Source organism: Streptomyces sp. NPDC096136 (assembly GCF_044763325.1).
Taxonomy (GTDB): Bacteria; Actinomycetota; Actinomycetes; order Streptomycetales; family Streptomycetaceae; genus Streptomyces.
The window spans coordinates 307,443-333,103 of the sequence record NZ_JBIWFZ010000006.1; the positions used below are offsets into that span (position 1 = coordinate 307,443).

Genomic DNA, 25,661 nt, shown 5'->3' on the forward strand with positions numbered 1-25,661 from the left:
CGGCCCTGCGGACACGCTGCGGCCCGCCGTGCCGGTTTCGGCCCACCTCCTGCGATTACCCGCCATCCCTTGGTTTTTCATTGACCCTCCCTTGGGGTTCTCTTTACCCTTGTGGAGCGGTGGAAAACACCGATGCCGCGCTGTTCCGATCACTGGAGGTATCGCCGTGGAGAAGCTCATCCGCACCATGACGCAGGACGACGTCTGGCGCCGCTGGGTCGAGGCCAACTCGACGCAGGCCGCGAAGGACGGCTGCATCAGCGCCTCGCCCAAGGAGGGCTGCATCAGCCTCGCCGGCAAGAGCGGCTGCATCTCCTGACGCACCGGTCAGGCCCGACCGTCCGGGGTACGGGGCCTTCGGGGACGGGCGGAGACGGGACCACGTTCCCCTCCGCCCGCCCCCAGGGCCCCGCCCCGGGCGGCCCCATCCCCTCTGCCCCGCTACGGAAAGTGGCCATGGACGGCACAACCACCCCGACCGGCATCCCCCAGTCGGACGGCCTGCGGGTCGCCGACGTCCTCGACTGCATCCGGGACATCCCCGTCTACCGCCCCGCGCTCGACCGGGACGCGTTCCCCATCCTGGAGAAGCCCGAGATCGCGCGGGGCTTCCCGGACAACTGGATGACCCCGCGCCTGGCCGCGGCACTGGCCGCCGGCGAAGCCGAGTACGTCTGGTCGACCGGCACCCACCACGCCCGGATGCAGCTCATCCGGCCCCCGTACTTCCTGCTGCGCTCCTACTACCGGCTGTGGAGCGAGCACCCGGACCTGGCGAAGACCTGGGCGGGCGGCTGCCGGCGGGTCTCGCTGACGACCGTGCTCGCCACCGAGCACGTGGCGCGCGTCAACGCCCGCCGCAACGGCACCGAACCGGCCGCCGCCCCGACGCTGGAGGACCGCCGGCTCGACGAGCGCACGCTGTACCTCAACCTGCGCCTGGACCCGGGGCAGTGGGACCGCGCCGACATCGAGCGCATGCTGGCCGAGATCCGCGAGGCCTCCGCCGCGCACCCCGACGGCGCCTACCACCTGGACTGCTCCGGCTACCACCTCGCCCACCTGGTGCGCCGGGCCGAGCAGTTCGGTCTGTGGGGCTCCGAGGCGTTCCCGCAGCCCGCCAGCATCGTCACCGCGTACGAGTACACCCCGGCCAACGTCCGCCGCTACCTCACCCGGCGGTTCGGCGTACCGGTGATCGACCTCTTCGGCAGCACCGAGCTGGGCTACCTCTACTACGGCGACCGGGACGGCCGCTACCACCCGTACCTGGACCGCATGGGCATCGAGCTCGTCCCCGTGGCCCCCGGCAGCGGCATCCACAGCCTGATCGTCACCAGCATCCGCAACCCGTACATGCCCCTGGTGCGCTACCGCTCGGGCGACTGCGTGCGCACCTCGGACGGCAGCGCCGACCCGGCAAAGGTCGTCGCGTTCTGCGGGCGTGAGAAGGAGCTGCTGGAGACCCCGCACGGGCCCGTCGCCCAGGCCGACCTCGACGACCGCGTGGCCGCCGCCGCGCCGGAGGTGTTCCTGTACCGCCTGGAAACGCACGGCGGCCCCGGCTCGGCGGCGCGGCTGCGCTACACCACCTTCGACGGGCGCCCGCCCGCCGAAGGCCGGGACGCCGCGCTCGCCGCAGCGGTCACCGCCCTCACCGGACGGCCCGCCACCACCGAGCACACCGCCCACCTGCCGATCGGCGCGTCGGGCAAGTACGCCTGGCTCGCAGCGGCGGACGACCGGGAAGCGCCGGCCGCGGGCCCCCGGGGAGGAGGCGCATGAGTCCCCGTACGACGTCCGACGCGCTGCGCGCCCTGCTCGGCGAGCCGCTCCACGAGGAAGCGGTCCGCCACGCGCAGCGCCGCACCGGCGTACCGCGCCCGTACGCCGAACGCCAGGTGCTGGAATGCATGCGCTACCTCTACCTGGTCTCCGCACACCCGGACCGCCTGGGCGGGCTCTTCCTCCCGGTCGAGCAGGACATCGACGAGATCTGGCACTTCCTCATCCTGCAGACCCGCGAGTACCGGGCGCTGTGCGAGGAACGCCTTCCGGGGGGCTTCTTCGTCCACCACCGCAGCATCGGGTACGAGGACTACCAGGCCGACCCCGGCCGGGAGCGGGCCGTCGAGGAGGCGCTGCGCTGGATCCCGCTGTACTGCGAGGAATTCGGCCCGCTGGACGAGGGGATCCTGCCGCACTGGACGATCGTCCGCTTCCTGCACGAGGCCCTGCACCTGTCCCTCGCGGAGATCTCGGACCTCGAACCCTTCCAGGAGCCGGCCGCGACCGGTGCGGGCGGCAACTGACACACCCGACCAGGCCGTGGCGCTGCCACCCGAGTACGCGGGCCGCCTCTTCGACGCCCAGGACGCCGGGGCCGGCGAGCAGCGGTTGCGCGGCATCGCCGCCGAGGGCCTGCAGGAGGCCCACGTCAGCGACCGCGGCCGCCGCGCCGGCGGCCTCGCCGATCTCCGTGTTCCGGCCGTGTCTGCGAAGCCTTCCGGACACGCCCTTCGGGGGCGGCCGGACGCTCCCCTGGCGGACGGGCCGCTGGTCCGGTCAGGTGAGCCCGAGGCGAACGTGCTGGTGGACGGCGCCGATTCCCTACGATCGTGCCGTGCCCACCTTTTCCCTCGAACGCACGCCCCCGCTCGCCCCCGCGGAGGCGTGGCGCAGGCTGACGGAATGGTCCCGCCACGCCGACGTGGTCCCGCTGACCAGGATCGAGGTGCTCACCGCGCCGCCGACCCACGAGGGGACGCGTTTCGTGGCCCGGTCGGGCGTCGGACCGGTGGCCGTCGACGACGTCATGGAGGTGACGCTCTGGCGCCCGCCGGCGGGCGGCAGGCCCGGCCTGTGCCGGCTGGAGAAGCGCGGCCGGGTCGTGTTGGGCTGGGCGGAGATCGAGGTCCGGCCGGAGCCGGGGGGCCGCAGCCGGGTGGTGTGGCGGGAGGAACTGCGCATCCGCTTCCTGCCCCGCCTCTTCGACGGCGTCCTGATCCGGACGGCCCGCCTCGTGTTCGGCCGCGCGGCGACCCGGCTGCTCAGGAAGGCCTGAACCCACCGGCAAGCAAAGGTCCCCGCCGGCCGTGACGCCACCGACGTCGAGGGAAGGGTCCCGCGTTCTCCTGAGCGCCGTGCCAGCCGTTTCGATGACCGATGCATCGTCCGGGTGAACCTTCGCAAGTCCGCGTCACGGCCGACGCGCTCGGGTTCCGCGGCGCCTGTGGTGTGAACTGCCCGAGCAGGGTGAGCGGTGCCGGGGACGGGCAGGACGACCTCGGTGACGGCGGCGGCCGGGTGCGCGCCCCGGCCGCCGCGGTCCTACGCCTCGTCCGCGTCGTCGTTCCAGCGCGGGTCCTCACTCCACCGCTTGTTGCGGGCGTCCACGATCCGCATGGCCGAGGCGGCCTCGTCCCGGGTGGGGTAGGGGCCGAGACGGTCGGGCCCGGGTTCCTCCGCGACGGACTGGGTGCGGGTGTCGAAGTACCACTGGCCGGAGCTGGATGCGTTGTCGTTGCTCATGGTGCTTCTGATGCTCAGTCTCAGGGTGCCGAAACCCGGATGTGAGGCGATGATCACGATCCGGCGTGGCCGCAGAGCACACGGTGCAGGGGCGCGGCGGAGGGCGGCACGTAGGTCGGCTCCGGTGGTGGTGCGGGCTGCGTGGTCGGGAGGGTTCGTCCAGGGCTTTCGGGGGTGCCCGGTGCTGTCCGGCGGCCTGTCCGGCGCGCCGGCACCCGACTCGCCGAACGCGCCATCGCCTCACCCGAAGGCCGGCTCGCCACCGCATGTCAAGGGGCGCTGAACAACCTCCAGGCCGGAATCAGAAGGCAGGCAGCCGCGGTACGCAGGGAGCTGCCGGGGCTGAGGGGTCGAGGGCCCGTTTGACCAGTCCGATCGCCCGTGGGCTGTACGACATGCTCAGGTGGGCGGAGAGGTCGATGGGGCAGCCCTCCTGCAAGGCGATGTTGTGCACCGTTGCTCCGGGGCCCGCTGTCATGAACGTGCTCTGCCAGGGGGTGGTGATCTCGTCGTACTTCGTGGCGATCACGGTGTAATCGACCCCGGGAACGGTGTCGCCGTCGGCGTTGAGCTCCTTGATGAAGTCGGACTTCTCGTACTGCTGGACGCCTGCCACCCCGAGGACCTTCTCCCCGAGCCCCTGCATGTGGAGCTTGTCGGCGAGGGTCTCGATGCCGCTCATGGTGGTGCCGTGGTTCGTCGCGCCGAGTTGGACGACCTTCTTGACCTTGTTCTTCGAGGGGTCGGTCGGGTTCGCGCCTGCGTCGGCCTTGAGGTACCAGCGGGCCAGGGTTCCGCCCTGGGAGTGGCCGACCACGTCCACCTGGCCGGAGCCGCTGGCGGCGAGCACCTTGTCCACGAAGGCGGCCAGCTCCTTGGAGGACTTCCTGATGTCCCCGTAACCCTTGACGGTGGGAGCGACGGCCACCCCGGCGTCGTCGGTGTCACCGAAGTCGAGGGCGTAGACGCAGTAGCCCTGGGCCTTCAACTCGGGGGACAGCCGGGCCCAGTTGTTGTAGCGGTTCTCGTAGGTCCCGTGGACCAGGACGACCGGACGCGGGTGGGCGGCTCCGGGACGGCAGTTCCAGTCGTTGGCACCTGGCGGGTCGATGTCCAGGTGAAGGATGGAATGGACCATGGCGGGAAGGAAATCGTCCTGCTCAGGTCCGGTCTCCGCTGCCGCGGACGTGGAAGTGGCCAGGACCGTCGCCGCGGCGGCGGCACAGACAGCGGTGACGTAGCTGGGTTTGTGCAAGACGGCTCGCCTCACGAGTCCCCCTGACAGAAGCATCTCGTCGATTGGATAGCGGCAGTATCCAAGAAGAGGGACCGGATCGACAGGGGTACGACCGAGATGGCCGAATCGGACTCTTCGCACGGCACCACGACACGCGCCGAGGCCCACATCGCGACGCTCCTGCGAACGACGACACCTGCGGCCTCTCGAATGTCTGAGGTGCTGATTCACCGTGTCAGGGCGAGGTCGTCCAGGGTGGCGACGGCTGCTCCGCCCCCGAGCGCGCTGTCGACCGACCTGATGCCCCACCGAACGCCTGTATCGCCCAGCACATGGGCTCCCTGGCGGACGCTCCGGCCGAAGCCCGCGCCCGGATGATGCTGCAACGGATCAGCACCTTCATCGACCGGAACCTGGGCGACCCGGCTCTGACTCCCCGGGCGGTCGCCGCCCACCACCGCATCTCCCTGTGCAGTCTCTACCCGCTCTTCGGCGACCCGCCCGTCAGCATCGCGGCGTGCATCCGGCGGAGACGGCTCGAGCGCTGCCGCGCGGACCTCGTCAGCGCGCACCTGAGCAGCCATCCCGTCGAAGCGGTCGCGGCCCGCTGGGGGTTCGCCAGTGCCAGCGCCTTCGGCCGCGCCTTCCGCGAGGCCTACGGCATCGCCTCCCCCCTGCCCTGTCACGTGCTGGGCCAGTGGGTATTCAGGCGTACTTCACCCGGGCCATGGGACAATGTCGACAGGGATTGGTCTGGTCGTGGCACCTTGCGGCAGACCTGAGCTACCGACCGGTAGCCCGACCCGAACCGAAGGGCCGCCGTGAAGCGCACTGCCCCCTTGTCCGCCGCCGTGGCCGTCTCCCTCGCCGCCGGCGTGCTGTTCACCACAGGCACCGCCTCCGCCGGGGAGCAGGCCGGCACCTCGCATGCCGGGCGCGACGTCTACGGAACGAAGACCCCGTACGCCCCGCAGGGCGGGCCCGGCCGCTACCAGAACGCACCGAAGGGCTTCGTGCCGGTCTTCACCGAGAACGTGGCCCGCCACGGCTCGCGCGCCATGACGGACAGCGGCGACGGTGACGCCGTGCTCGCCGTCCTGGGCAGGGCGCAGGACCAGGGCGCACTCACCGGCCTCGGTACGCGGCTGGGCCCGCAGGTGCGGTCCCTGCTGGCCGCTGCCTCCGCGCTCGGCTACGGCAACCTCTCCGCCCGCGGCGCCGAGGAGCACCGGCAGACCGCGCTGCGCCTGGAGCAGCGGCTGCCGACCCTGGTCGCGGGCATCGCCGCCCGGCACGAGTCCATCGCGGTGGAGACGTCGGGGGTGCCGCGTGCGGTGGCGAGCGCCGATGCGTTCACCGGCGCTCTGGCCTCCGGGGAGCCGGCGCTGGCGGGCTTGATCAAGGCGCCGGTCACCGACAAGAACCTCCTGTACTTCCACAAGCAGCCGCAGAACGCCGACTACCAGGCGTACGTGAAGAGCGATCCGCAGCTCGCCGCGGTGCTCACGGGGATCGACGGTGACCCGCGCACCGCGGAGGCGGCGCACCGTGTGTTCGCGCGCCTGTTCCGGGAGGACTTCGTGGCGGCCACGTCCGCCGAGGCGCAGATCTCGTTCGCCCGTTCGCTGTACCAGCTCTACAGCGCGGCGCCCGACCTGGCCGTGGAGGCGCCGGACGTGGACCTCGGCCCGTTCCTGACCCGCCGCGACGCCCAGTGGTTCGCCTACCTCGACGACGCGGAGGAGTTCTACGAGAAGGGCCCCGCGTTCAGCGGACGCACGATCACCTACAAGATGGCCGGCGTCCTGCTCGACGACCTCCTCGCCCAGGCCGAGGCCAAGGCCGCCGGTACCAACCGCAACGGCGCGGTGCTGCGCTTCACCCATGCCGAGGAGATCGAGCCGCTCGCCGCGCTGATGGGCCTGCCCGGCAGCACCGAGCCTGCCGAACCCGGGCAGCCGTACGCGTACGGGAACAACCCGTGGCGCGGGGCCGAGGTCTCGCCGATGGCGGCGAACATCCAGTGGGACCTGTTCGCGAACACGCCCTCCGATGGCCGGCCGGCCCGCTACCTGGTGCGCATGCTCTACAACGAGAAGGAGACGGCCTTCAAGCAGGCATGCAAGCCGGTGGCCAAGGGCAGCTACTTCTACGACCTCGACGAGCTCAAGCACTGCCTCCCACACGCCTGAGCGACGCCCGGCCGCCGGCTGTGAGTTGTCTGGGAGCGGGAGGGCCCCGGTCGCCCCTGGGAGCCCGTAGGCCGGGACATATATCCGGTTCGGTCGTATAAACCCGTTTCGACCGGGGGTTCGGCTCCCAGGGAACTCCCAGGAAGTTCCCAGAACCTCCAAAGTGCGGGAGGCGAGGATCCCCTTCCATGAAGGTGCTCCCACGACGGCGCAGGGCCGTCCTGATCAACTCGACGCTCGCCGTGGCCGTCCTCGCGGGCGTCGGCGGCGCCTATGCGGCGGTGACCGGTGGCGGTGACGGTCCGGCGCGCGGCGGTGCGCGGACCGCCACCGTCACCCGAGGCACCGTCCTCGCGACCGTTTCCGGGTCGGGTTCCCTGAGTTCGCCCAACGACGCCGGGGTGAACTTCACCACCGGCGGCCGACTCACCGAGGTCGACGTCAAGGCGGGGGACAAGGTCACCGCGGGACAGGTGCTCGGGAAGGTCGACGCGACCGCCGCGAAGGAGACCCTGGCCCAGGCGGAGGCCTCGCTCACCGCGGCACAGGCGAACCTGACCAAGGCCGAGGCCGGTCAGGTGCCGTCCGCGCAGGGCAGCGGCTCCTCCTCGCGCACGGGCTCGGCACCCGCGCCGGCGGCCACGCCCACCGTGGATCCGGCGCAGCTGGCCCAGGCCCGGGCCCAGCTCACCCAGGCCCAGAACGCCGTGGACTCCGCCCAGCGCGCCGTCGACGGGACCGTGCTGAAGGCTCCGGCCGCCGGTACGGTCGCCTCCGTCTCGGCGAAGACCGGCGACACGGTCGCGGGCACGAGCGGCTCCGGGAGCGGCGGCGGCAACGGCGGCAGCGGCGGCAACGGCGGCGGGGGGTCGGGCAGCGGCTCGGCCTCCGCGGCCTCCGCCTCCCTGTCCGGGTTCGTGGTCCTCACCAACCCGTCGGGCATGCAGGTGACGGCGAACTTCTCCGAGGCCGACGCCCTCAGACTGCGGCCCGGCCAGCCCGCCACGGTCACCCTCAACGCGATGTCCGGCAGGACGCTCAACGCGCAGGTCCTGTCCGTCAGTTCGCTCCCCGTGAGCAGCGGCTCCGGCTCCGGCGGAGGCGGCGCGGGAGGCGGGAGCGCCGTGCAGTACGCGGCCACGCTGAACATCACGAGCCCCACCGACGACCTGCGCAGCGGGCTCAGCACCGCCATCCAGGTCGTCGTCGGCGAGGCCTCCGGCGCGCTGTCCGTGCCCACCACCGCCGTCTCGGGCACGGGCACGAACCGCACCGTCACCGTCGTCGCCGCGGACGGCACCACCGTGCGCACCCCGGTCACCGTCGGCCTGGAGGGCGACGGCAGCGACCAGATCCTCAGCGGACTGGCCGAGGGACAGCGGGTACAGCTCGCCACGGTGTCCTCGGCCGGCAACGGCGGCTTCCCGACCGGAGCCTTCCCCGGCGGCGCCGGCGGACCCGGCCGCAACCGCGGCGGGGCGGGCGGCGCCGGCGGCGGGCTGCGTACCGGCGGGGGCGGGGGTGGCCGCGGATGACGCCGCCGCTGTGGCCGCGCCGGACCCGGCCCGCCGGTCCGCCCGGGACGGCGGAGACCGGGACCGGGACCGGGACCGGGACCGGGCACCGGACGGTGCCCCCGGTGATCGAGGTCCGCGCGCTGCTCAAGACGTACGGGCAGGGCGACGCCGCCGTACGCGCCCTCGGCGGGCCGGCCGATCCCGGCACGGGGCGCCGGCCGGGGGTCGACCTCGTGGTCGAGCAGGGTGACTTCGTCGCCGTCATGGGCAGCTCCGGGTCGGGCAAGTCCACCCTGATGAACATCCTCGGCTGCCTGGACGTCCCCACCTCGGGCCGCTACCTGCTGGACGGGATCGACGTCGGCGGCCTGGACGAGCACCAGCTGTCGCTCGTACGCAACCGGAAGATCGGCTTCGTGTTCCAGTCCTTCAACCTGGTGCCCCGCACCACCGCGCTCGCCCAGGTGGAACTGCCCCTGGCGTACGCGGGGGTCAAGGCCGCCGAGCGGCGCCGGCGTGCGGAGGCCGCGCTCACCCTGGTGGGCCTGGCGGACCGGCTGGGCCACCGGCCCAACGAGCTCTCCGGCGGCCAGCAGCAGCGCGTGGCCGTGGCCCGGGCGCTGGTGACCGCGCCCGCCATGCTCCTCGCGGACGAGCCCACCGGCAACCTGGACAGCCACAGCACCGAAGAGGTCCTGGCCCTGGTGGACCGGCTCAACGCCTCGGGCCGCACCGTCGTCCTGATCACCCACGAGGACGAGGTCGCCCGGCACGCCAAGCGGGTCCTGCGCCTGGTGGACGGGCAGATCGTCGACGACGTCCGGCAGGCGCCCGTGGAGGGCCCGCCGCCCGCGAGGCGCGAGCGGCGCCCGGTGGCCGGAGGCGCGCGGTGAACCCGTTCCAGACACTGCGCTTCGCCTTCGGCGGCCTCGCGGCGAACAAGGTGCGTTCCGCGCTGACGATGCTGGGCGTGCTGATCGGCGTCGCGGCGGTGATCCTGCTGCTGGCCGTCGGCAACGGCTCCTCGCAGGCGGTGGAGGAGTCCATCGAGCGGCTCGGCACGAACGCCCTGACCGTCTCCTCCGGCGGGGGCTTCGGCGGCGGGCGCTCCGGCCCGGCCGCCGGTACGAAGCCGCTGACCGTGGCGGACGCGCGGGCCCTCGCCGATCCTTCGGCGGCCCCGCACGTCGAGTCGGTGGCGCCCGAGGTCACCACGGCGCAGACGGCCCTGTACGAGGGGACCTCGCACACGGTCGGCCAGGTCGTCGGCACCTACCCGGCCTACTTCAAGGCCTCCAACAGCAAGGTGGCCAAGGGCGACTACTTCGGCACCGACGACGTACTGGCCTCCCGCAAGGTCGCCGTGATCGGGTCGACGACGGCCGCCGACCTGTTCGGGACGGCGGACCCGGTCGGCCGGAAGGTGGTCCTCGGCGGCACTCCGTTCACCGTGGTGGGGGTCCTCGCCGCCAAGGGCGGGACCGGGTTCCAGGACCCGGACGACGTGGTGGTCGCGCCGCTGCCGACCGTGCAGAACGCCTTCACGGGGTTCGGCTCCCTCGGGCAGATCCTGGTGGAGGCCACGTCCGCGGACGCGACCGCCGACGCGCAGAACGAGATCACCACGGTCCTGATGGGGCAGCACGGCATCAAGGATCCCGCCGCCCCGGACTTCCGGGTGTCCAGCCAGGCGTCCCTGCTGACCGCCCAGGCGTCGACGAACAAGACGTTCACGGTGCTGCTCGGCGCCGTCGCCGCGATCTCCCTGCTGGTCGGGGGCATCGGCATCACCAACATCATGCTCGTCACGGTGACCGAGCGGACCCGCGAGATCGGCATCCGCAAGGCGATCGGCGCGCCCCGCGGGGTCATCCTCGGCCAGTTCCTCGCCGAGTCGACGCTGCTCTCGCTGATCGGCGGCGGGCTCGGCGTCGCGGCCGGACTGATCGGCTCGCACTTCACGATCGTCGGCATCAAGCCGGTCGTCATTCCGGAGTCGGTCGTCGGCGCCTTCGCCATCGCCGTGGCGATCGGGCTGTTCTTCGGCGGCTACCCCGCCAACCGGGCCGCGAGCCTGCGGCCCATCGAAGCACTGCGGCACGAGTGAGCCGGCACACGCAGGAACAGGGAGAAGCTGACATGGCACGACGCCGCACCGAACCGGAGAAGCAGCACGAGGCGGCCCGGGAGGAGTTCTTCCCGTTCGCGGAGGTGTTCACCGCCTCGGCGAGCGCCGACCCCGCCCCGGACCCGGACCACGGCCCGGACCGGGACCCGGAGCAGGACCGGGACCCGCGGGCCGGGGGCGGGGAGCCCCGCACCGCGGAGGATCCCGAGGGGATCCTCGCCGAACCCCCGGACACCCGGGACATCTCGGCCGAACTCGCCGCTCCGCCCCGGGCGCGGATGCCCTGGCTGACGCTCCTGCTGTCGGGCGGCGTGGTGGCCGGACTCGCCTTCACCGGGGGCGTCCTGGTGGAGAAGGGCCACCTGCAGGGCTCCGCCGGGCCGGGCTCCGGGGGCCGCGCCTTCGCCTCGGGGGCCGCGGGCCAGGGGCGTACGGGAGCGCCCGCGCCCGGTGGCGGCGGCCAGCGGACGGGCGCGGGCTCGGCGGGCCAGGGAGCCGCGGGCCAGAACCGGTCGGGAGACGGCACCGGAGCCGGACCGCGCGGCCCCCGGCAGGGGTTCGGCGAGGGGACGGGCGGCCCGGGCGGCGGCGCCGGTCTGACCACCGGTACGGTGAAGCTCGTCGACGGCACCACCCTGTACGTCACCGACGCACAGGGCGGGGTCGTCAAGATCACCACGAACACCGACACCCGGATCACCCAGGCCAAGAGCGGCAAGGTGTCCGACCTCCAGCCGGGTCAGACCGTGACCGTCCGCGGCACCAAGGACGCCTCCGGCGACGTCGCCGCCACCACCGTCGCCGAAGGAGGCGCGGGTGGCTTCGCCGGCGGCTTCGCGGGCGGCGGCCGGGGCTGAGCCCGAGAGGGAGGACCGCATGGACACGGCCGGGCCCGAGGCGAGCCTGCTGGTCGTCGACGACGAACCGAACATCAGGGAGCTCCTGTCGGCCTCCCTGCGCTTCGTCGGATTCCGGGTCACCTCGGCGGCCAGCGGTGCCGACGCCCTCGCGGCGGTCGCCGAGGAGCGGCCCGACCTGGTGGTGCTGGACGTGATGCTGCCCGACATCAGCGGGTTCGCGGTCGTGCGCCGGCTGCGGGAGGTGGCCGGTACCGCGCCGGGCGCCGACCACCTCCCGGTGCTGTTCCTCACGGCGAAGGACGGGGTGGACGACAAGGTCAGCGGGTTGACCGCCGGGGGCGACGACTACGTCACCAAACCGTTCAGCCTCGAGGAGCTGATCGCGCGGATCCGCGCGATCCTGCGCCGCACCGGGGCCGCGGGCGGCGACGGGCGGCTGAGGGCGGGCGACCTCGAACTGGACCCGGTGGGGCACCAGGTGCTGCGCGGCGGAAGGCCCGTGTCCCTCTCCCCGACCGAGTTCAAGCTGCTCGCGTACCTCATGGCCCACGCCGACCGGGTGGTCTCCAAGACGCAGATCCTGGACCACGTGTGGGCGTACGACTTCGGCGGGGACCTCAGCATCGTCGAGTCGTACATCTCGTACCTGCGCCGCAAGGTGGACCCGGGGGCGGAGGGCTCCGCCAAGCTGATCCACACCGTACGCGGCATCGGGTACGTCCTGCGCCGCCCCCAGGGCTGACATGGCGGAGCACGTTCCGGGACGGCCGCGCCGGGTCCTGCCGCGGCTGCGGCGGTTCGTCCGCCCGCTCGCCGGCCTCTCGCTGCGCGCCCGGCTCGTGGCGCTGTCGATGGTCCTGGTCGCGCTGGGGCTGACCGTCAGCGACACGGTCGTCCTCGCCTCCGTGCGCGCCCGGCTGGTGGGGCGGGTGGACCAGCAGCTGCAGAGGTTCGGCGACTCGATGGCCCACCGGGTGCGGACCGAGGGCATCCCCCAGCCGCACGCCGGCCGCTCGGGCAGCGGCCGGGCCTGGCTGCCGAGCCAGTACGTGATGGCCTTCGCCGCGGAGGACGGCACCGTGTCGCAGCCGCTGCGCCAGCCCCTCACGGCCGGGGACCCGGACCCGCTGTGGCCCGCGATGGACGCGGCAGGACTGCGCGCCCGGCTCGGGAAGCCGTTCGAGGTGCCGAGCGACCACGGCCACGGGACCTGGTGGGTGCTGATCGTGCCGGTGGACGGAGACGATCCGCAGCTGCCCGCGGGGGTGGTGGTCGCGGCCCCGCTGGACGACGTGGCCTCCACGCTCGACAGCCTGGCGACGGCCTTCCGGATCATCGGCGTCGCGGTGTCGCTGCTGCTGGCGGTGGCCGGATGGTTCGCCGTGCGGGCCGGCCTGCGGCCGCTGCGGCGCATCGAGGAGACCGCGGCGGAGATCTCCGCCGGGCGGCCCCTCTCGCACCGCATCCCCGGCGGCTCGCCCCGGACCGAGACCGGCCGGCTGAGCACTGCCCTCAACGTCATGCTCGCGCAGATCGAGGCGGCGTTCGCGGCCCGCACCGCGTCGGAGAGCCGGATGCGGCGCTTCGTCGCCGACGCCGGCCACGAACTGCGCACCCCGCTGGCCGGGATCCGCGGCTTCGCCGAGCTGTACCGCATGGGAGCCCTCACCGAGGAGGCGGACGTCAGACGGACCATGGCCCGCATCGAGAGCGAGGCGGTACGCCTCGGCGGGCTGGTGGAGGACCTCCTCACCCTGGTCCGCATGGACGAGCAGCGCCCCCTGGAACTGGCCCCGATGGACCTGCGCACCCTGGCCGTGGACGCCCTGCACGACACCCGGGCCCTGGACCCGGCCCGCGAGGTGACGCTGACCGGCCCGGACGGCCACGGCCCGCCGGGGCCCGCGCCGGTGGAGGGCGACGAGGCGCGGCTGCGCCAGGTCGTGGCGAACCTGGTCGGCAACGCCGTCGCCCACACCCCGCAGGGCTCACCCGTACGCATCGGGGTGGGCAGGACGGACGGCCGCCCGGTCATCGAGGTCGCGGACCACGGGCCGGGGCTGACCCCGGAGCAGGCGGCGCGGGTGTTCGAGCGCTTCTACCGGGTGGACGCCTCCCGCAGCCGGCAGGCCGGCGGCGGGGCCGGCCTGGGCCTGGCCATCGCCTCCGCGCTCGTCCGGGCGCACGGCGGCGAGCTGGAACTGGAGACGGAGCCGGGCCGGGGCGCGCTGTTCCGGGTCCGGCTGCCACGCTCCGGATAGGGCCGCGCCGCCCGTCCTGGCCTTCCCCGAGGTGTGTGCCGCGGCCGGCCGGGCCACCATGGCGGAAGGGCACCGGGCCCGCACCCGGCCGCCCGCCACCACGGACGGGAGGCCACGTGGACCTGGACGAATCGGCCCGCGCCTGGGCCATGATCATCGGCGCCGTCGCCGTCATCCTCGCGGACGTCACGGCGATCGTCCTGATGAACGTCATCGGCCGCTAGGTCCGTTGGGGTGACTCCGCTGGCTCTCTCAAGTGCTGGGCCCGGGTGAGCCGGTAGAACCGAGACGGACGGCCGTTGCGGATGGAAGCGCGGAGCAGCGGCCTCGCTCAGCGCAGGGCAAGATCAAGGCAGGTCACTCGCTCGGGCCGCAGGCCGTTGGCCTCCAAGGCCTCGACCTCCGTTGCGTCGCGTGCGAAGACCTGGTGGTAGACCAGCTGAGGGGCGAGGGGGACCAACGCAGGGCAGGGCCGCACGATCCCGTACAGGCGGTTGAAGGCGTGTACCGGCACTCCGTATGCGAAGCTCGGCGCGGCGCCCCCACCAGGAGGAATACGCACGCGGATCCCCTCCAGCCTCCACGCCGCATCGAAGGCAGCCCTGAACAGTTCTTTCGCCTCTTCCCGGGACAGCCGCGCCCACCAGGCCTCGCCCAGGGCCGGGGCCTGCTGCTCCAGCTCTTGCCGGGTGAGCTGCCGCCGGACTTCGCGTTCCTGCTCCGCTGCGAGCTCCATGGCTCGACGCTCCCGGGCTTCGGCCCGGCGCCGGCCCCGCTCGTCGGCCTCCTGGGCCGGCAGCCGACGCGCGGCGGCCCTCTGCTCGACCACCTTGGCGTCCTTCAGCCTGCGGAGCTCCAACTGCCTCTGCTGGGCCTTCTGACCCGCCGGCGTCGCCAACCACCGCTCGCGACGAGCCCGCGCAGCAGCCTCCCGCTCCTTCCTCTGGACCTCGAGCCGCCGCGCCTCCTCAGCCCGCTGACGCGCAGCTTCCTCCCGCTTCCTTGCGGCTTCCGCACGGCGGAGCCGCTCCTGCTGGTGGGCGCTCTGTGCCTCGGCGGACCGGCGGGAGGTCCACCACACACTGCGTTGGAACCATCGGTGCTCCCCGTCGACGAGCCGCATCACCTCGCGCCGAGCCGACAGGCTCGGGCAGGAGCTCAGCCGGCCGTGCAGCACCCACTGGGTGAACCGGCTGAGCTCGGCTTCCTGGAAAGACCACGTGCCGGAGGAAAAGCTGCCGAGGCCGTCGTCCACGACCCACGGGGCATCGGCCTGTTCGGGTACACGCACACGGATGGAAGGCACGGCCCCCAGCCACACAGGCGGCCGCTTGTGCGGGGAGACCCAGCACACGGCGATGTCTTCGGCCGCGTACCGGTCTGTGCGGGCCTGGATGTCCTCCACCGTGATCGGGGACAGCTGCGCCTCCCAGGCGATCCGCTGTCTCCCGTCGGGCGAGGTCGCCATCACGTCGGCCCGCCACGAACCGTCGGCGGCCGCGACCTCGAGTTCGGCGAACCATCCGGCCGCGCGGATGGCCCCCGCCATCTCGAGCTTGAGCATGTGGTGCTCCCAGGACTCGTTCGCCAGAGAGCACTCCGGCGGCCGGCCCGCGTCGTGGCAGAAGAAGCGCACGCGGTTCGGCGAGTGCTTGGCGTGCACGCCCCAGGTGCACTCGGGGCAGGTGAGGGCGATACGGGGGGAGACCTTGTGGACCTGGGACCAGGCCAGGCCGGCTCCCAGGTCGGGCTGGGTGGAGTCGATGCGACCCACCTCGGGGTGAAGGGCGGTGAAAGGCATGAAAATCGCGTCTCCTGTACGATCCTGCGCCCAGGGCGGCCAATCCGACAGGCACGAGATAGCGGGCAGCACTGACAACGGCCCCGCGCGAAGTCGGGCGGACGAACCCCGTGTGGGCGAGGCTCCGGGTGCAGCGCCTCACTCAGCCGGTGAAGACGCCATACCTGCTCGGCAATCAGGTCAACAGATCAGCGCGCGAAGATCATCAATACTGTATGTGCGCCCTGGTAATCGATGGTTTCGTCGCGGGCCTCTCCACCCCCGTCTCTGGGTCGTTCGACCGCATAGGCAAGGGGTGACACGACCAGGCCCTGGTCGTAGGTCGGCCGTCCGCGGAGTCGCCACCGATAGGTGGTGCCGTCCACCGTGATGAGCCGCGATCCCTTTTTGACTAGTGTCATGTCCACATCCTTCCCCTGTATGGCAGTAGTGAACGGCAGCTGATCGCTTCGCGCCGAGGGCCGGGTCAGGGCCTGTGCATGCGGATCACGTCCCGGCTTGCGCGGGCTCCAGGAGTGTGAGGAGGGCTTGGCGCTCCTTTTCGTCGACAGCCCGTCCCAGCGCAGCTTGGACTCCCCTGTTCCTGCAGCACACCGGTCCCGCGGGTGGCGATGGCAGCATGGGGCGTGCTGGGCCTTGTTCAGCCACACCACTGTCCGTGGTCCGACCCGGCCCCGTTCCGCCAGCGCGGCCTCGGCGCGGGTCGGGTCGAACCTCGTACGGTCCCCACTGCCCGGCCCCGGCTCGTCTGCGGCCGGCTCAGCGTCCCTGGCAGCCGCGCCCGGCCGCTGCTTCGTGGCCCGCGGCAATGCCAGAAGCTCGTTCACTGGCAGCCTGAGCGCCTTTGCCGACGCCGCAACCGTTTCATCGTGGCGGGGGACGTCAATGTCATCGAGCGCAAGCACCAGCTTCCGCGTCCTTCCATGCCGCCGACCTCACCGATGGCTTCCGGCACATCCGCCCTGAAGAGGTCGCCCACTCCTGGTTCGGGCACACGGGCGGACGGCTTCCGCTTCGACCACCTCTTCGTCTCCACCCCCCACGCCGACCGCGTCCTGGTCTGCGACTGCCGCCAGGAAGCCCACGAACCGGGGCTGACCGACCGCGCGGTCATGACACTGCGCCTGGGCCTGCCGTCCACCCCGGGCGGACAGGGCGAAGCCCCGGCGACGGGCGCTGGCTGACAGCCGACCGACGTGGCACCCGAACGTCGGCGTTTCGGCCAACCGCCCCCGAGTCGCGTGCCCTTGTGCGGCAAGGGTCGATGCCGGAGCCGCGGACCACATCTCGGACGCCGAGCGGGAGCTGTACGGGGGCCGGCTGCGCTACGACCAGTCCTTGGTGCGGCACGAAGGACCGCTGACCCGGCTGAAGTTCGGGCACATGGCGGCCGCGCCGCCCGCACATGGTGGCCATGGTGCCGCACACCGCGCTGGAATGCGGACCGACGCGCGCTGATGGGGGTCGTGACGGCCGCGTGGGGCCTGGTGGCCGTCAACGGTGTTCTCACGCAGTTGTTCGCCGACGGTCCGACCGTGGACAAGCTCCGCGACGCTCTGCCGTCTCCGGTGGTGCTCGCGGTCGCGGCGGGGGCCGGCGCCGTGCTGTCGGCCCGGTCGACGGCGTCTTGGAGGCGGGGCGGTTCGGCACCGACTCGGCCCGCAGCATGCTGCGGCTGTCGGTCGGCGTGGGAAGGGTGGCGGGCGAGAACACGATCCCGCTCGCCGGTGCCCCACTGCCCGCGCCGGTGCGGGGGGTGAGGACGAAGGCGGTCTCGTTCACTCATCCGGGTGCCGACGGTCCCTCTCTGAAGGGTGTGGGCGTGTGCGTGCCGCGGGGGAAGGTCACGGCCCTGGTAGGGGCGAATGGATCGGGGAAGACCACCCTCACGAAGGTGCTGGCCGGACTGCTGCTGCCCGCCGGGGGAGACGGGTGGTGGGCGGGTGAATCGGGCGGGCGTGTCGAGCTGCGTGAGGCCGACCGCGCCCAGGTTCTCGCCGAAGTCGGTTGGCTGGCACCGGACTTCCCGCGCTGGGAGATGGCGGGGGCGGCGAACGCGGCCATCGGCGTCGGCGACCGTCCCCGGAACACGGCCTGCGTCCGCAAGGCCGCAGGCGAAGCGGGCGTCCTTGGCGCTGCCGGTCTCCGATGCAGCCCGCCTCCACGTCCACCCGGACATCGGCCCCGATTTCGAACCGGTCATCCGGGCCGACGCCACCACCCCCGCGGCCGTGGCTGCTCCTGGCTCGATGGCCAGCGCTTGCTCACAGTGGCGCTGGCCTCCTGAGTCTGTCCCGTGCGGGGCGTGGAGTCGCGGCTCGCGGTGGGAACAGGCTGTGTCACCGGTTCATTCGTGCGGCCGGTGGTGCAACGGGGCCGCTCTCGGCATGGCTCGAAGAACCCTTACCCGTGTCAGCCGCTCCTGAGAGGATCGCCAGTCGCAAAGCACTGGTCGAGCACTGGTCGAGTGGGTGGCGGGGGCCGCCGGCCCAACAGGACGGGGGAAGCAGTGCCTGCATGGTCGAAAGTACTCAAGACCGGATTCGTTGCCGGTCTCAGCAGCGTGGTGCTCGCCATCGCGCCGAACGCCGCGATGGCCAACGGTGGCAACTGGGCCGTCCAGCTCGGGCACGGCGGCCCAGCCTGTTACGGCTACACCAACTGGACCAGCAACCACGTTACCGGAAAGATCTACTCCCAGGCGGGCGACAACTGCTTCGTCACCATCACGCAGTGGTGGCGGAGCAGCGGTGCCGAGACCGGCCGGGACACCGAATACACCTGGGGCAGCGGGACGACGGCCGTCGCCCCGCACAACAGCTACGGGTACTACTACTACGGCCCAGCCGGGAACAACGACTACCTCTGCGTCCAGGTGTACATCCAGGACAACGACTCCCCGCCCCCGTGGTACTCCTACGTGACCTACGGCAGCGGCTGCTGACGGACATGCTCTGCTGGGCGTGATCACCCGCCATTGCGTGCCCACGCCCGGCACCACCACCGACCCCGTTCAGACCGGTGACGATCGCCCATGGCCTGCCGGACCGGCCCGAAGAGCTGGCGGGACGGCGCTGATAGTACGGTTGTCAGCCTGGGGAACAAGAGGGCAGCCGGATCGCCCCTACCGTCGCCTGCGAGCGGCCCGGCGGCCGGCCCACATCCCGCGGACCGGTCGTACGCCACTGGCCCGAGGTCCTCACGCAGGTCGCGGCGGGCCAGGGCGTCTCACCGGTGGCCGCCCGCGCCGAGGAGTTCCACCCCCGGCCCGGCATCGCCTCGTGCCGTTCCGCGACGCACCCCCCATCGACTACGGCGTGCTGTGGGCGACCGACCGCGTCAGCGCGGCCGTCCGTGCCTTCACGGGCACCCTGCGCGAGACCGTCGCGGCAGACCGGCAGACAGCCGCCCGCGCCGTGCTCCGCAGGGATGGGGCCGGGCCGCCCGGCGCCTCGCCGCGGGAGCCTGGCCACCCCTCTACCACCCGCGCCTTGAAGACGCCCTGCGGGCCAGGGCGTCCGCCGCCTTCCGGGTGCACGAGGGCACGGAGGTCCTGGCCCTCCCGGACCCCTCTGACCCCACCGGATCCGCGGCAGTGGCGCCAACGGCCGGACAGGCACCGGCCCGCCCCTGCATCATGTGGTTCTCGCACCGGCCGCGCGCGGCCGCAGGGGGTAGGGGGCACGCATGAGGACTGTCCGCGGCGAGCAGGCCGACGACGTGATGGTGTGGGTGCGCCGGGGCGGGTTCCCCGGCGAACTCCGGGAGGGCGACGCCGACCTGGCACGCCGGCTCCTCGGCACGGCGCCCTCCGGGGTACGGGCGGTGGTGATCGCCCTCGGCGGCGGGTCGTTCCGCTGGGTGGACGCTGACGGGGACGAGGACGTGCTGCTTGCGGCCGACGACGACCCGGACGACGACCCGGACGAGGACGTCGACGAGGACGACGACGCCGCGGACGCGGGCCGTGACGACACCGAGGGCGGCTTCGCGCTGGGCACCGGCGACGGCGCCAGCCTCCCCGGACTGCCCGTCTCCTGGGCGCTGCTGGAGTTCCGCTGCCCGCACGGGGACGCGACCGTGCTGGTCGCCCGCCACCCGCACGTCGCACCGGCCTGCCCGGCGCACCATGTCCCGCTGGAACCGTACGAGGACTCCGGGTCCGGGCGGTGAGTGCCCCCGCCCCGTTCGCCACGGGCATCACCCAGTTCACCGCCTCGCGCTTCGCCCTCGTCGGCTACCTCCCCACGTACGCGGCCCTGGCCTACCTCGGGGCACTTCTCGCCGCCCGCGCGCCCGGGGGCGGCATCGAGGTGTCCCTGGCACTGTCCCGGCTGCACCGCTCCTCCGGCGCGGCGCTCGCCGCCCTCGCCCTGGGCGCGCTGCTCGTCGCCGTCCTCCTCCACCCCCTCCAGGCGCCGCTCGTCCAGCTGCTGGAGGGCTACTGGCCGCGCCCCGCCCGCCCCGCCGCCCGGTGCGCGGTGAAGCTCCAGGAACGCGCCCGCCGCCGGACGGCCCGGGCTTCCCGGGCCGTCGCCGCCCGCCCCACCGAGGCCGAAGAACAGCGGATCCTGGCGGCCGCCTGGCAGCTGGCCCGGAGCTACCCGCCCTCCCCGGTGCCCCTGCTGCCGACGGCGCTCGGCAACACCCTGCGCGCCGGTGAGGCGACGGCGGGTGCCGCGTACGGGGCGGACGCCGTGGTGTGGTGGCCCCGGCTCTACCCGCTGCTCGGCGACCGGGTCCGGGCCGTCGTCGACGACCGGCGCGACCAGCTCGACCTGGCCTGCCGGCTGAGCGTGACCGCGGCGGCCACCGGCGTGCTGAGCGTCCCCCTCGTCCTCGGCGGCGACGGATGGTGGCCGGCGAGCCCGGCCGCCTTCCTGCTGGCGGCCTGGGTGGCCTACCGCGCGGCCGTGGCGGCGGCCCGCGGCTACGCCGAGGCCCTGTCGGCCGCCTTCGACCTGCACCGCTTGGACCTCGTGACCGCCCTGCACCTGCCCCCGCCCGCGGACTCCGACGCCGAACGCGTCCTGAACCGCCGGCTCACCCGGTTCTGGGCGCAGGGGGTACCGCTCACCGCCCTCCCGTACGCACACGAGCGCGCACACGAGCGCGAACACGAGCGAGGGCGCGAGCCGGCGGCCCCGCCGCCCCCGGCGCCCGCCGTACCCGGAGAGGACGCCTCCTCTTGAAAGGCCCCGCATGCCCCCTCCTCCCCCCACCTCCCCCTCCGCGGCGCGCGTCCTGGCCTTCAGCCGGGACTGGGCGGGACTCTGCCGGGGCGGCCGCATCCTCGTCAGCATCGACCGCGTCATCAACGGTGACCCGCTCACGGAGATCCTCGCGCACGAGTCCGTCCACGACGTCCTGCTCAGGACCACCCCGCTGGGCTGGCTCCAGCTCGTCTTGAGCCCCTCCGCCATGGAGCCCTACGAGCCCGGAGCGCTGCGCGACCGGTGCGCGCGGCTGCTCGCGGCCACGGTCGAGGCCTCCCGGTTCACGCACGAGGCGGTCGCGACGTTCCTGCCCGCCCTGGAGGTCGAGCCGGCCGCCATGGCGGCCTACCGGGCCCGGCACCCCCAGTCCTACCTCGACGCCGCCGACGCCCTGGAGTGGCTGCGCACCCGCGACCTGCCCGACGCGTCCCGGGAGCGGCTCGCCCTCGTCCTGGGCGAACTCGCCCTCGCCGTCCCCGTCCTGGAAGCCTGGCAGCCGCAGCGGCTCCACCGGCCGAAACGGGCCGAGCGGTGGCTGCGCGTCCCGGGCAACCGGCCGGACCGCCGCTTCCCGGCCCTGTGCCGCGCCCTGGAGGCGCTTCCCGACGCGGACCTGCGCCGCGCGGCGGACGCCGGCCCGGAGGAGACCGCCCGCCTGCTCGCCCACGTACGCCTCGACGGAGCACCTCTCGCGTACGGCCGGCTCCCCGCCGACGTCGCCACCCCCGCGTGGGTGGCCGGGCTCGTGGACCGGGTGATCGGCCCCCTCCTCGCCGACACCGGACTGCCGCAGCACGAGCGGGACGCGCTCTGCGGGCTGTGGGCGGTACCGGAGCTCGGCATGCCCGGTCTGCATCCCGCCCTGATGTCGGTCGTCCTCACCCAGACCACGTCCACCCACGGCCGGATCGACCTCGACCCCCCGACCGACGAACTCCACGGCTACCCGCTGGTCGAGGTGCTGCACAACGCGCTCCCCGTCCGGGTGCCCGGCGTGGAGCCCGTCGGCACCGAGCCGATGTGGTTGGGCGAGGGCGACACGGCCCTGTGGTTCATCTCGCCCTGGCAGGAGCAGCGTGCCTGCCACCTCTCACCGACCTGGCTCCACGAATGGCTCGGGGAGCTCGACGAGGGCACGACCCTGTGCATGCGCGACGGCGGCGGCGACCTCGCCGGACTGCTGACCGGCGACCGCGCGCTCGCCGCGCGGCGCCGCGTCGTCCTGCTGCAGCACCGCACCCCGCACTCCGCCCTGCTCGTCGAACTCCCGGTGCTGGGCCTCGACGGGGAGCGCGGACCGGTGACGATGACGGTGGCGCACTCCGAACTCGACGGCGTCGCCTACCTCATGCTGCGGCCCGAGAGCTCCTCGCCCGTGCTCATCGTCCCCACGGCCCGGGTCACCGCCGAACGGGCGGCGCGGGTACTGGCGGAGCGGCGCGACCAGGTCCGCTTCCGCCTGGTGACCGCCCCCGAGGAGTTCTACACCTCGCCCGCGATGCTCCGGGACGTCATGCGGGTGCTGCACAACTTCGAGGCCAGGCCGTGGCCCGACACCCTGCGGGCCGATCCGCCCGCCACGGCGCGCGAGCCCGGCCGCCGCCGCGCCGAACTGGACCTGGACCCCTTCGTGGCACGGATGGAGGAGGCGGGGCGGGCGTTCGCGCGGACCCCCACGGCGGAGCGGTTCGCCGTACTGCGGGAGGCCGCCGAGGGCGTACTGGCCGCCCCGTCCTTCCCCCACATCTCCCTGGGCTGGCGGATCCGCCTCCGCCAGGACGTGGCCGCCGCCCTCTACGGCGGCGTCGAGGCCCTGCACGACGACGCCGTCCTGCGGCGGGTGATCGAGATCCAGACGGAACTCGTCGCCCTCCTGCCCGAGGACGCCCCCGAACGCCCTGCCCAGCTCCGGACCCTGGCCCTCCTCTCGCTGTGCCTGCGCCGCGTGACCGGCGGGGCGTCGCCGCAGGACATGCTGCTGGAGGCGCTGCTGACGGAAGCGGCGACGCGGGCGGGCTCCCGCCCCCCGCCCGGCCTCGCCGCCCTCCGCCACCTCCGCCGCCCCCCGACCGGTCCCGCGACCTGAGCCGCCGCACCCCGCCGCCTGTACCGCTCGCCGGCGACGAGGGCGCCGCCGGACTCGTCCGGGGCGACCGCGGCGGGCCACAACCGGGATCCGCCGGTCGGCTCGCGCAGCAGGCCGTCGTCACGGAGCGGGTGGAGTACCCGGTGTCCCTGATCCGGCCCGACAGCGTGGACCGGCCGCACGGTACGTCAGATCCAGCCGTGGCGAACCGCGTAGAGCGCCATCTGGAACCGTGTCATCGAACCGGCCCGGGTGTTGATCGCCTCCACGTGGCGGGACAGGGTCCGTCGGCTGATGCCGAGGAGTTCGGCGATCGTGTCGTCGGTGATCCCGGTGGACAGCAGCTCCAGGATGCGGCGGTGCATCGGCTGCAGGCCGCAGGGCACGTGGTCGTTCAGGTGCATGGGCAGCGCCGCGCGCCACGAGGTCTCGAACAGCCCCGCGAGTGCCGACAGCAGGCTGGAGGGATGGACCACCAGCAGATAGTCCTTGACCTCCGACTCGACGCACGACATCGACACGATGGCCAGGCGCTGGTCGTAGATGGTCAGTTTCACGGGGACCGTCGGCAGGACCCTGGCCTGTTCCCCGGCGGCGATGCAGGGCTGGATGTTGACGCCGTAGTAGGCCGCGTTCTGGACGGCCGATTTGGAGTAGACCACCCGGTACTGCACGCCGCTGCCCAGCTTCTCGATCTCGGTCGGATTGGCGGTGCAGTGCGTGTGGTACGGCGGGGTGTCGAAGCGCAGCACCTCGTGTTCCACGGCCTCCTCGAAGTTCCAGATCCGCTCGGCGACGTGCGGGCCCTTGACCACCTCGACCAGATCCTCCACCCCTTGCGGGGCCACCGCGCGCCGGTATCCGCGGTAGGCCTGCTTGGCCGCCAGGTGCGCCTGGTGGACTTCGGCCGTCCGCATGTGCGCCATGCTCTCCAGCGCGATCGACGGTTCGACCGGTACGTGTTCCCCGCCGTCCGCGGCGCCGTGGGAGAGGGTGAGCAGACCGAGTTTGCGCAGGTGCGCCAGCTGCCGGTCCAACGCGTGGTCCGTGGGCGGCAGGCCGTTCTTGTGACCGCGACGGCGCCGGCCGATCCTGGCCGCCAGGCGTTCGGTGGTGCAGGGCCCGGTGTCGAGCAGGGACACGTAGATGTCCGCCTGCATCCGGGTGAGGCCGAGACGGCACAAGTGCTCTCGTATGTCTTCTTCGGGCATCCGGACCCCCGTGGGACGGTACGGCCACGCCCGCCCGGCCGGTGGGCGGCGCCGTCGCCCACCGGCGGGCCGTCACCTGGCCGCACGAACGAACTGGCTTGACATGGTTGCATGTTGGCCGAAGCGGAAGCAAAGAATTCGCCTGCTGTTCTCGGGGGTCCGCACCCCACCGGTTCCGCGTGGCGGGCCGGCTCACGGGGCTGAGCCGCCCGCACGGAGCGACGGCGCCCTTTGACGCCAACGGCCATGAGCGGCCACCGGTCCGGGGCGCGGCGGAGTACACCAGTGGTGCCCGGGAACCGCCGGACGCTGCATTTCCCCTCGCCACCGGAGCCTCCTTTGTCCTTCCCCCTGCCCCGCCTCTCCTCCAGGTCGCTCGCCCTCGCCGTGGCCACGGCGACCGCCGTCGCCACGATCACGCTCGCCGTCGATCCCGCCGAGGCCGTCGGTCCCGCCGAGGCCGGCCCCGCCCACGGGCGGGTGCGTACCGCCTCCGCACCCATACCCGGCCGCTACGTGGTGGTCTTCAGGGAACAGCCCGCCTCCGTACCGCACGGCCCGGCCCCGGACGCCGGACACGCGGCGGCCGCAGCCGCATCCGCAGCCGCATCCGCGGCCGCACGCACCGCACGCACCCACGGCGGCACCGTCCGCACCGTCTTCAGCACGGCCCTGCGCGGCTACGCCGCCGAGATGACCGCGGCCCAGGCCGAGCGAGTGGCCGCCGACCCCGAGGTCTCCTACGTCCAGCAGGACGGCCTGCACGCCGCGGCCGCGACCCAGACCGACCCGCCCTGGGGCCTGGACCGCATCGACCAGCGCGACCTCCCGCTCGACAGGAAGTACACGGCCGCCCAGAGCGCCGCGAACGTCACCGTCTACCTGGTGGACAGCGGCCTGCGCACCACCCACTCCCAGTTCCAGGGCCGGGCCGCCATCGGCGTGGACGAGGTCGGCGACGGCCGCAACGGCGCCGACTGCACGGGCCACGGCACCCACGTCGCCGGAACCGTCGGCGGCAAGGACTTCGGCGTGGCCAAGGGCGTCAGACTGGTGGCCGTCCGCGTCACCGACTGCCGCGACCGGGCCGCCACCTCGGCGATCATCGCCGCCGCCGACTGGATCACCGCCCATGCCGCCGGGCCGGCCGTGGTCAACATGAGCATCAACGGCGGCGCGAACACCGCCGAGGACGACGCCATCAAGCGCTCCATCTCATCCGGCGTCACCTGGGTGGTCTCCTCCGGCAACGGCAACACCGACGCCTGCGCCAACTCACCCGCCCGCATCGGCGCGGCCATCGTCGTCAACAACTCCACCGCCGACGACGCCCGGCGCTCGGACTCCAACTTCGGCCCCTGCACCGACCTGTTCGCCCCGGGAACCGCCATCACCTCCGCCGGCAACCAGAGCGACACCGCCGGCCGCCAACTCTCGGGCACCTCGATGGCCGCACCCCACGTCACGGGAGCCGCCGCCCTGTTCCTGTCGACGCACCCCGGCGCCACACCGGCCGAGGTCCACAGCGCCCTGACCGCGGCCGCGACCACCGGCAAGATCCGCGGCGCCGGGAAGGACACCCCCAACCGGCTGCTCTTCACCGGCGGCTCCTAGCGTCTGT

24 protein-coding genes are annotated in these 25,661 nt (G+C 73.2%); 19 read left to right on the plus strand and 5 right to left on the minus strand.

The genetic code is table 11. The features are described 5' to 3' along the window. Positions 1-166: 166 nt before the first annotated feature. The 4 genes from ACIRBY_RS15900 to ACIRBY_RS15915 all read left to right on the plus strand — a co-directional run bounded on the left by ACIRBY_RS15900 (position 167) and on the right by ACIRBY_RS15915 (position 3,064). Positions 167-319: a hypothetical protein gene (locus ACIRBY_RS15900; RefSeq protein ID WP_390825656.1), complete on the plus strand. Its 153-nt coding sequence runs from the start codon at positions 167-169 to the stop codon at positions 317-319. Between the two features lie 137 nt (positions 320-456). Further along, a complete protein-coding gene (locus ACIRBY_RS15905) occupies positions 457-1,785 on the plus strand; it encodes a hypothetical protein (RefSeq protein WP_403900984.1) in 1,329 nt (442 codons plus the stop codon). Then, positions 1,782-2,312 carry a hypothetical protein gene (locus ACIRBY_RS15910; protein ID WP_403900985.1) on the plus strand — a complete coding sequence of 177 codons (531 nt, stop codon included), beginning with the start codon at positions 1,782-1,784 and terminating at the stop codon, positions 2,310-2,312. Before ACIRBY_RS15905 ends, ACIRBY_RS15910 begins: the two co-directional genes overlap by 4 nt. A gap of 311 nt (positions 2,313-2,623) precedes the next feature. Further along, positions 2,624-3,064 (plus strand): SRPBCC family protein, encoded by a 441-nt coding sequence (locus ACIRBY_RS15915; protein ID WP_403900986.1) that lies wholly within the window; start codon positions 2,624-2,626, stop codon positions 3,062-3,064. A gap of 266 nt (positions 3,065-3,330) precedes the next feature. On the opposite strand, the gene ACIRBY_RS15920 is transcribed toward ACIRBY_RS15915, so the two are convergent. Both ACIRBY_RS15920 and ACIRBY_RS15925 read right to left on the minus strand, forming a co-directional pair. Beyond that, positions 3,331-3,531 carry a hypothetical protein gene (locus ACIRBY_RS15920; RefSeq protein WP_403900987.1) on the minus strand — a complete coding sequence of 67 codons (201 nt, stop codon included), beginning with the start codon at positions 3,529-3,531 and terminating at the stop codon, positions 3,331-3,333. A gap of 301 nt (positions 3,532-3,832) precedes the next feature. Beyond that, positions 3,833-4,669, minus strand: coding sequence for an esterase/lipase family protein (locus ACIRBY_RS15925; RefSeq protein WP_403900988.1), 837 nt, complete (start codon positions 4,667-4,669; stop codon positions 3,833-3,835). A 431-nt stretch (positions 4,670-5,100) separates the two neighbouring features. On the opposite strand from ACIRBY_RS15925, the gene ACIRBY_RS15930 reads away from it, so the two are divergent. The 8 genes from ACIRBY_RS15930 (at position 5,101) to ACIRBY_RS15965 (ending at position 13,726) form a co-directional block, all read left to right on the plus strand. After that, positions 5,101-5,550 (plus strand): helix-turn-helix domain-containing protein, encoded by a 450-nt coding sequence (locus ACIRBY_RS15930; RefSeq protein ID WP_403900989.1) that lies wholly within the window; start codon positions 5,101-5,103, stop codon positions 5,548-5,550. Between the two features lie 39 nt (positions 5,551-5,589). Continuing rightward, complete coding sequence (locus tag ACIRBY_RS15935) at positions 5,590-6,960, plus strand: histidine-type phosphatase (RefSeq protein ID WP_403900990.1); 1,371 nt, start codon at positions 5,590-5,592, stop codon at positions 6,958-6,960. A 188-nt stretch (positions 6,961-7,148) separates the two neighbouring features. Beyond that, on the plus strand, positions 7,149-8,495 hold the full coding sequence (locus ACIRBY_RS15940) for an efflux RND transporter periplasmic adaptor subunit (RefSeq protein WP_403900991.1): 1,347 nt from the start codon (positions 7,149-7,151) through the stop codon (positions 8,493-8,495). A gap of 95 nt (positions 8,496-8,590) precedes the next feature. Further along, positions 8,591-9,370, plus strand: coding sequence for an ABC transporter ATP-binding protein (locus ACIRBY_RS15945; protein WP_403901147.1), 780 nt, complete (start codon positions 8,591-8,593; stop codon positions 9,368-9,370). Continuing rightward, a complete protein-coding gene (locus ACIRBY_RS15950; protein WP_403900992.1) occupies positions 9,367-10,584 on the plus strand; it encodes an ABC transporter permease in 1,218 nt (405 codons plus the stop codon). The genes ACIRBY_RS15945 and ACIRBY_RS15950 overlap by 4 nt, the downstream gene beginning before the upstream one ends. A gap of 32 nt (positions 10,585-10,616) precedes the next feature. Further along, positions 10,617-11,462, plus strand: coding sequence for a hypothetical protein (locus tag ACIRBY_RS15955; protein ID WP_403900993.1), 846 nt, complete (start codon positions 10,617-10,619; stop codon positions 11,460-11,462). Positions 11,463-11,481: 19 nt separating this feature from the next. Further along, positions 11,482-12,207, plus strand: a complete 726-nt coding sequence (locus ACIRBY_RS15960) for a response regulator (protein WP_403900994.1) — start codon at positions 11,482-11,484, stop codon at positions 12,205-12,207. A gap of 1 nt (position 12,208) precedes the next feature. Beyond that, positions 12,209-13,726, plus strand: coding sequence for a sensor histidine kinase (locus tag ACIRBY_RS15965; protein ID WP_403900995.1), 1,518 nt, complete (start codon positions 12,209-12,211; stop codon positions 13,724-13,726). A 331-nt stretch (positions 13,727-14,057) separates the two neighbouring features. Here ACIRBY_RS15965 and ACIRBY_RS15970 read toward each other — a convergent pair whose 3' ends face one another. Both ACIRBY_RS15970 and ACIRBY_RS15975 read right to left on the minus strand, forming a co-directional pair. Then, positions 14,058-15,527 (minus strand): competence protein CoiA family protein, encoded by a 1,470-nt coding sequence (locus ACIRBY_RS15970; protein ID WP_403900996.1) that lies wholly within the window; start codon positions 15,525-15,527, stop codon positions 14,058-14,060. Between the two features lie 188 nt (positions 15,528-15,715). After that, positions 15,716-15,928 carry a hypothetical protein gene (locus ACIRBY_RS15975; protein ID WP_403900997.1) on the minus strand — a complete coding sequence of 71 codons (213 nt, stop codon included), beginning with the start codon at positions 15,926-15,928 and terminating at the stop codon, positions 15,716-15,718. A 540-nt stretch (positions 15,929-16,468) separates the two neighbouring features. On the opposite strand from ACIRBY_RS15975, the gene ACIRBY_RS15980 reads away from it, so the two are divergent. From ACIRBY_RS15980 to ACIRBY_RS16005, 6 genes are all read left to right on the plus strand, one after another. Beyond that, positions 16,469-16,711 (plus strand): hypothetical protein, encoded by a 243-nt coding sequence (locus ACIRBY_RS15980; protein ID WP_403900998.1) that lies wholly within the window; start codon positions 16,469-16,471, stop codon positions 16,709-16,711. Between the two features lie 482 nt (positions 16,712-17,193). Continuing rightward, complete coding sequence (locus tag ACIRBY_RS15985) at positions 17,194-17,814, plus strand: ATP-binding cassette domain-containing protein (protein ID WP_403900999.1); 621 nt, start codon at positions 17,194-17,196, stop codon at positions 17,812-17,814. Between the two features lie 276 nt (positions 17,815-18,090). Next, entirely contained in the window at positions 18,091-18,471 is a 381-nt protein-coding gene (locus tag ACIRBY_RS15990) for a hypothetical protein (RefSeq protein ID WP_403901000.1), read from the plus strand. 743 nt (positions 18,472-19,214) lie between these two features. Then, positions 19,215-19,700, plus strand: coding sequence for a hypothetical protein (locus ACIRBY_RS15995; protein ID WP_403901001.1), 486 nt, complete (start codon positions 19,215-19,217; stop codon positions 19,698-19,700). Beyond that, positions 19,697-20,719 carry a hypothetical protein gene (locus ACIRBY_RS16000; RefSeq protein WP_403901002.1) on the plus strand — a complete coding sequence of 341 codons (1,023 nt, stop codon included), beginning with the start codon at positions 19,697-19,699 and terminating at the stop codon, positions 20,717-20,719. Before ACIRBY_RS15995 ends, ACIRBY_RS16000 begins: the two co-directional genes overlap by 4 nt. Positions 20,720-20,729: 10 nt before the next feature. After that, entirely contained in the window at positions 20,730-22,829 is a 2,100-nt protein-coding gene (locus ACIRBY_RS16005; RefSeq protein ID WP_403901003.1) for a hypothetical protein, read from the plus strand. 188 nt (positions 22,830-23,017) lie between these two features. Here ACIRBY_RS16005 and ACIRBY_RS16010 read toward each other — a convergent pair whose 3' ends face one another. After that, the gene (locus tag ACIRBY_RS16010; RefSeq protein WP_403901004.1) at positions 23,018-24,040 is read right to left on the minus strand and encodes a helix-turn-helix domain-containing protein; all 1,023 of its coding nucleotides are present in this window, start codon (positions 24,038-24,040) and stop codon (positions 23,018-23,020) included. Between the two features lie 339 nt (positions 24,041-24,379). On the opposite strand from ACIRBY_RS16010, the gene ACIRBY_RS16015 reads away from it, so the two are divergent. Then, positions 24,380-25,654 (plus strand): S8 family serine peptidase, encoded by a 1,275-nt coding sequence (locus tag ACIRBY_RS16015; protein ID WP_403901005.1) that lies wholly within the window; start codon positions 24,380-24,382, stop codon positions 25,652-25,654. Positions 25,655-25,661: the final 7 nt, after the last annotated feature.

Coding starts and splice junctions, on each gene's coding strand:
- ACIRBY_RS15905 (WP_403900984.1), top strand. CDS start 457: ATGGACGGCACAACCACCCCGACCGGCATCCCCCAGTCGGACGGCCTG.
- ACIRBY_RS15910 (WP_403900985.1), top strand. CDS start 1,782: ATGAGTCCCCGTACGACGTCCGACGCGCTGCGCGCCCTGCTCGGCGAG.
- ACIRBY_RS15920 (WP_403900987.1), bottom strand. CDS start 3,531: ATGAGCAACGACAACGCATCCAGCTCCGGCCAGTGGTACTTCGACACC.
- ACIRBY_RS15925 (WP_403900988.1), bottom strand. CDS start 4,669: ATGGTCCATTCCATCCTTCACCTGGACATCGACCCGCCAGGTGCCAAC.
- ACIRBY_RS15930 (WP_403900989.1), top strand. CDS start 5,101: ATGGGCTCCCTGGCGGACGCTCCGGCCGAAGCCCGCGCCCGGATGATG.
- ACIRBY_RS15940 (WP_403900991.1), top strand. CDS start 7,149: ATGAAGGTGCTCCCACGACGGCGCAGGGCCGTCCTGATCAACTCGACG.
- ACIRBY_RS15955 (WP_403900993.1), top strand. CDS start 10,617: ATGGCACGACGCCGCACCGAACCGGAGAAGCAGCACGAGGCGGCCCGG.
- ACIRBY_RS15960 (WP_403900994.1), top strand. CDS start 11,482: ATGGACACGGCCGGGCCCGAGGCGAGCCTGCTGGTCGTCGACGACGAA.
- ACIRBY_RS15965 (WP_403900995.1), top strand. CDS start 12,209: ATGGCGGAGCACGTTCCGGGACGGCCGCGCCGGGTCCTGCCGCGGCTG.
- ACIRBY_RS15970 (WP_403900996.1), bottom strand. CDS start 15,527: ATGCCTTTCACCGCCCTTCACCCCGAGGTGGGTCGCATCGACTCCACC.
- ACIRBY_RS15975 (WP_403900997.1), bottom strand. CDS start 15,928: ATGACACTAGTCAAAAAGGGATCGCGGCTCATCACGGTGGACGGCACC.
- ACIRBY_RS15980 (WP_403900998.1), top strand. CDS start 16,469: ATGGCTTCCGGCACATCCGCCCTGAAGAGGTCGCCCACTCCTGGTTCG.
- ACIRBY_RS15985 (WP_403900999.1), top strand. CDS start 17,194: ATGCTGCGGCTGTCGGTCGGCGTGGGAAGGGTGGCGGGCGAGAACACG.
- ACIRBY_RS15995 (WP_403901001.1), top strand. CDS start 19,215: ATGAGGACTGTCCGCGGCGAGCAGGCCGACGACGTGATGGTGTGGGTG.
- ACIRBY_RS16005 (WP_403901003.1), top strand. CDS start 20,730: ATGCCCCCTCCTCCCCCCACCTCCCCCTCCGCGGCGCGCGTCCTGGCC.
- ACIRBY_RS16010 (WP_403901004.1), bottom strand. CDS start 24,040: ATGCCCGAAGAAGACATACGAGAGCACTTGTGCCGTCTCGGCCTCACC.